This is a genomic window from Actinosynnema sp. NPDC023658, assembly GCF_040639995.1.
Lineage (GTDB): Bacteria > Actinomycetota > Actinomycetes > Mycobacteriales > Pseudonocardiaceae > Actinosynnema.
Window position 1 is genome coordinate 1 of the sequence record NZ_JBFAAX010000547.1, and the last position, 3940, is coordinate 3940.

The 3940-nt window shown below is 73.0% G+C and carries 4 protein-coding genes and 2 pseudogenes; 2 read left to right on the top strand and 4 right to left on the bottom strand.

Going from position 1 to position 3940, the window contains the following annotated elements; all coding sequences use genetic code 11:
• Positions 1-410 (top strand): LLM class flavin-dependent oxidoreductase (locus AB0G02_RS30850; RefSeq protein WP_360800986.1); only part of this gene is annotated, 410 nt, incomplete at its 5' end.
• Positions 411-479: 69 nt separating this feature from the next.
• On the opposite strand, the gene AB0G02_RS30855 is transcribed toward AB0G02_RS30850, so the two are convergent.
• Entirely contained in the window at positions 480-1481 is a 1002-nt protein-coding gene (locus AB0G02_RS30855; RefSeq protein ID WP_360800989.1) for a hypothetical protein, read from the bottom strand.
• 115 nt (positions 1482-1596) lie between these two features.
• Between AB0G02_RS30855 and AB0G02_RS30860 the strand changes: the two genes are divergently transcribed.
• A complete protein-coding gene (locus AB0G02_RS30860) occupies positions 1597-2295 on the top strand; it encodes a restriction endonuclease (protein ID WP_360800992.1) in 699 nt (232 codons plus the stop codon).
• Positions 2296-2326: 31 nt separating this feature from the next.
• Here the strand turns inward: AB0G02_RS30860 and AB0G02_RS30865 are convergent, their stop codons facing one another.
• The 3 genes and pseudogenes from AB0G02_RS30865 to AB0G02_RS30875 all read right to left on the bottom strand — a co-directional run.
• The gene (locus tag AB0G02_RS30865; protein WP_360800995.1) at positions 2327-2971 is read right to left on the bottom strand and encodes a hypothetical protein; all 645 of its coding nucleotides are present in this window, start codon (positions 2969-2971) and stop codon (positions 2327-2329) included.
• A gap of 111 nt (positions 2972-3082) precedes the next feature.
• Positions 3083-3523 (bottom strand): annotated as a pseudogene (locus tag AB0G02_RS30870) (peroxidase family protein); the annotation flags it as partial.
• A gap of 191 nt (positions 3524-3714) precedes the next feature.
• Positions 3715-3940: pseudogene (locus AB0G02_RS30875) on the bottom strand (kinase); the annotation flags it as partial.

Genomic DNA, 3940 nt, shown 5'->3' on the forward strand with positions numbered 1-3940 from the left:
CCGAACGGCTGCTGTCCGCGCTCGACCCGCGGGTCATCGCGTCGGTCCAGGAGGGGTTGGCGCGCAGCGGGTCGGTCGGTCAGCAGCGGATGCGCGACCTGCACGGCGGGCGCACGGACGGGCTGGAGGTGTCGCCCAACCTGTGGGCGGGGGTCGGGCTGGTCCGCGGCGGGGCGGGCACGGCGCTGGTGGGCAGCCACGTCGAGGTGGCCGAGCGGATAGCGGAGTACCACGCGCTGGGCATCGACGAGTTCGTGCTGTCGGGGCACCCGCACCTGGAGGAGGCCTACTGGTTCGGGGAAGGCGTGCTGCCCCTGTTGCGCGCCCGCGGGCTGTGGCACCACCCGACCGCGCAACGGGATACCGCCGAGCCCGCCGGTATCCCCTTCGCGCCCGGAGTCGGCCGGTGAGCGGTGCCGGGTGTGACCGGCGGGTGACGCCGCCCGCCGCCGAGGACCGGCGCGACCGGACCCCGGGGGTCAGGGGTGGTCTAGCTGGATGCGGGCGTGGGCTTCGGGGAGGCCCGCCGGCGGCCAGGTGACGAGCAGGTCCAGGACGTCGTCGTGCGGGCGCGGCACGATGAAGTCCTGCCTGCCGGAGTACCCGTGGTTCCCCCCGGTGAACGAACTCCGGTACTCGGGGGTCCAGAACGCCTTGCCGTCCGTGACCACCGCGATGGCGGGGACGTGGGAGGCCGACCGGATGAGGTCCGTCCGGTCGCCCTCCGCGGGCGGGATGCCGAGCCTCGCGGACATGGCGTTCCCGATGGTGTCCGCGACGTCGCCGCGCGCGGAGCTCGTCAGGCCGACGGACAGCGTCGCGTGGTCGACGGCGGTCAAGCGGGTGAGCACCACCACCGCGTGGTCGTTGCGGTGCAGGACTTGTGGGGGCGCGGCGCTGGTGCCGCTCTCGACGTCGACCTCGTGGTGCGCGGTCGTGACGTGGTGCTCGTAGTCCTCGGCCGGTGCGACGGCGGTGACGGGCGCGTCCCAGATCGACCTGGTGGCCCGGTCGACGGTGGCGCGATCTGGCAGCGCGACCGTGACCAGCGTTTCCGGGAAGCCGATCTCCGGCCACGCGAGCACCAGCGTCACCTCGTCGAACAGGGGCGGGAGCCGGTAGGTGAAGTCGTGCACGGGCCCGGAGCGACCCTCGAAGTGGTCACCGCTGCTGCTGGAGTGGAAGGCCGGGTGCTCCCAGTGCGCGCGGCCGGTGTCGTCGACCCTGCCGAGCCGGAGGTCCATCCCCTCGTCGAAAGCGGGCAGCCGCCGCCGGGGCGCGACGGGTGCCGCGCGACGGATGTCGCGCTGCCGCTCGATCGCACTGCGCCGGTCCAGCGGCAGGCGGGCGAGCAGGTCCAACTCCAGTCCGGTCGACCGGGAGGTCGCCTGCACGACGCCGACCGTCAGCTCCGCCCGTCGCACCAGCAAGCCACCGGGGTGCGCCACGGCACCCAACGTCTCCGCGCTGTCCCCCCACATCGCACCAGCATGGCGCGGATGCCCGGGTGCCGGACGGTTGTCGCACCGGTTCACCCGTTGAGCCCTGTGCCGCCGTGACGGCCGTGGGCACGCTGGATGGCGGTGAGGGGGAGGGATGGCCGCGCGCGCTCGCAGTCGCAGGAGAAGTCGTGGCAGGGGCAACCGCAGGAGGAAGAGGGTCGAGAAGAGGATCCAGTGGTCCCTGCTCCTCGGCGGAGCAGCGGTCTTCCTGCTGTGGCGGTTCGTCGAGGCGCACCCGGTGCTGTCGGTGTGGGTGGCTTCGGTGCTGGTGGGGACGACGGTCGTCGCGTTCGCGGTGTGGCTGCGCGCCCGTCACCACCGGTCGCTGCTCCAAGCCGAACGGGATCTCGCCATCGGGGGCACCGACGGCATGAGCGGTGCGGAGTTCGAGCAGTGGACGGCCCGGCTGCTGCGCCGCTCGGGGTGCGTCGACGTGCGGGTGGTGGGTGGGGCGGGTGACGCGGGCGCGGACGTCGTGGCCAAGGCGCCGGACGGCCGTCGGGTCGTGGTGCAGTGCAAGCGCTACAGCAACAACGTCGGCACCAAGGCCGTGCAGCTGTTCGCGGGCACCGACCGGCTCTACCACAAGGCGGACGTCTCGTTGCTCGTGACGACCGCGGGGTTCACCGCCGACGCGCGCAAGGTGGCGGCGGGCGTGGGAATCCTCCTCGTCGACCGCCCGGCCCTGGCCGAGTGGGCCCGCACGGGCACCCCGCCGTTCTCCATGACGCGCCCGACTCCCCAACGGGGCCGGGCCGGCGTCCAGGGATCGCGTTCCTCCGTGGAGCCGTGACCGGGCAACGCATTCACCCGGGCCGGGCGTATCAGAGGCACGGCGGGCGGTAGCCGTTGATGCGCAGGCCGCGGAAGTCCAGGTCGTTCGGGGTCTTGCCCACGAAGACCAGGCCGCGGGCCTCGGTGAGCGCCGAGTCGAACGAGTGCGCCGGCCGGCCCAGCTCGGGCAGCCACGTCCACCGGTCGGGGCTGAAGCTGAAGAACCTGCGGACCAGCTTCCCGCCCGTGGACGGCACGAGGGTGAGCCACTTGTCGCCGCCGCTCCAGTGCGACGCGGGGCGCAGCTGCACGTAGAGGTCGTCGGTGGCGCGGTACGTCAACCAGAAGCCGGACGAGTCGGAGAGGTCGGCCTGCGCCTCGAACCGGTTGCCGAGCCAGACGACGGCCACGTGCCACTCGGCTCCGACGAACGTCACCTTGGCGGCGTACCCGTGGCGCTCGCGGACGAGCAGGCTGCCGGTGGCCGGCACGGTGGCGCCCTCGCCGGAGGCGAGCCACTGCTGGTACCGGTCGATGGACGGGGTCGCGCACTCGTGGCCCCTGCGGGCCGGGTCCGCAGCGGTCGCGGTGTCCGCCCGGGCGATCGCGGCCGGGGCGGCGAGGGACAACGCCACCACCTGGACCAGGGCCGTCAACGCGATCGTCGCACGCCGGTGCAGTGGGTTTCCGCGCATTCACCGGAAGCTAGCACAACGGCCATCCCGGCGGTGATCACGAGTCCCAGCCCCGACGAACGCGAGCCCGGCCGATCACCGAGGACCGGCCGGGCTCGCGGGTGGAGCGGATCAGACGAGGTCGAACCGGTCGAGTTCCATGACCTTGGTCCAGGCCGCGACGAAGTCCCGCACGAACTTCTCGCGGGCGTCCTCGCTCGCGTAGACCTCCGCGAGGGCACGCAGCTGCGAGTTCGAGCCGAACACGAGGTCGACCGCGGTGGCGGTCCACTTCAGCTCGTCGGTGGCCGAGTCGCGGATCTCGTACACGTGCTCCTCGGACTCCGCCGCCTTCCACCGGGTGCCCGGCGACAGCAGGTTGGCGAAGAAGTCGTTGGTGAGCACACCGGGCCGGTCGGTGAGGACACCGTGCCGGCTGCCGCCGTGGTTGACCTCCAGGGAGCGCAGGCCGCCCACGAGGACGGTCATCTCCGGCGCCGTCAGGTCGAGCATGTAGGCGCGGTCGACCAGCAGCACCTCCGGCTGGAGCTTCTCGCCGGCACGCAGGTAGTTGCCCAGCCACAGGTGCGACCGGCGCGGGCGGGGCTCCAGGCGCATCGGCGTGTCGAGCGGCGGTGGCGCGAGCAACGTGACCACGGCGTACCCGGCGGCGGGCGGGGCGAGGCCGGCGAGCAGGCCGCACACGTACCCGCCCTGACCGGAGTTCGGCGGCCCGTTGAACCGCGCCGGGATGACGACCTCCATCAGGCACCCACCCTCTGCGGCGCGCACGTCGCCTGGACGCACAGCGAGGTGTGCACCGACACCGCGCCGGACAACGCCCGGCACTCCTCCACCACGAACCGCACCTTGTCCTCCCGGGCCGGGTCGTTGTCGGCGATGAGCACGCCGATCACCGTGCCGCTGTGCGCGATCACCAGGCCGAGCGCGTCGACCTCGTCGCGGATGCGGCGCAACGCCGCCAGCAGC

Bases quoted from the DNA above. Each gene is read 5' to 3' on its own strand.
- AB0G02_RS30855 (WP_360800989.1), bottom strand. From the start codon at position 1,481: ATGTGGGGGGACAGCGCGGAGACGTTGGGTGCCGTGGCGCACCCCGGT.
- AB0G02_RS30860 (WP_360800992.1), top strand. From the start codon at position 1,597: ATGGCCGCGCGCGCTCGCAGTCGCAGGAGAAGTCGTGGCAGGGGCAAC.
- AB0G02_RS30865 (WP_360800995.1), bottom strand. From the start codon at position 2,971: ATGCGCGGAAACCCACTGCACCGGCGTGCGACGATCGCGTTGACGGCC.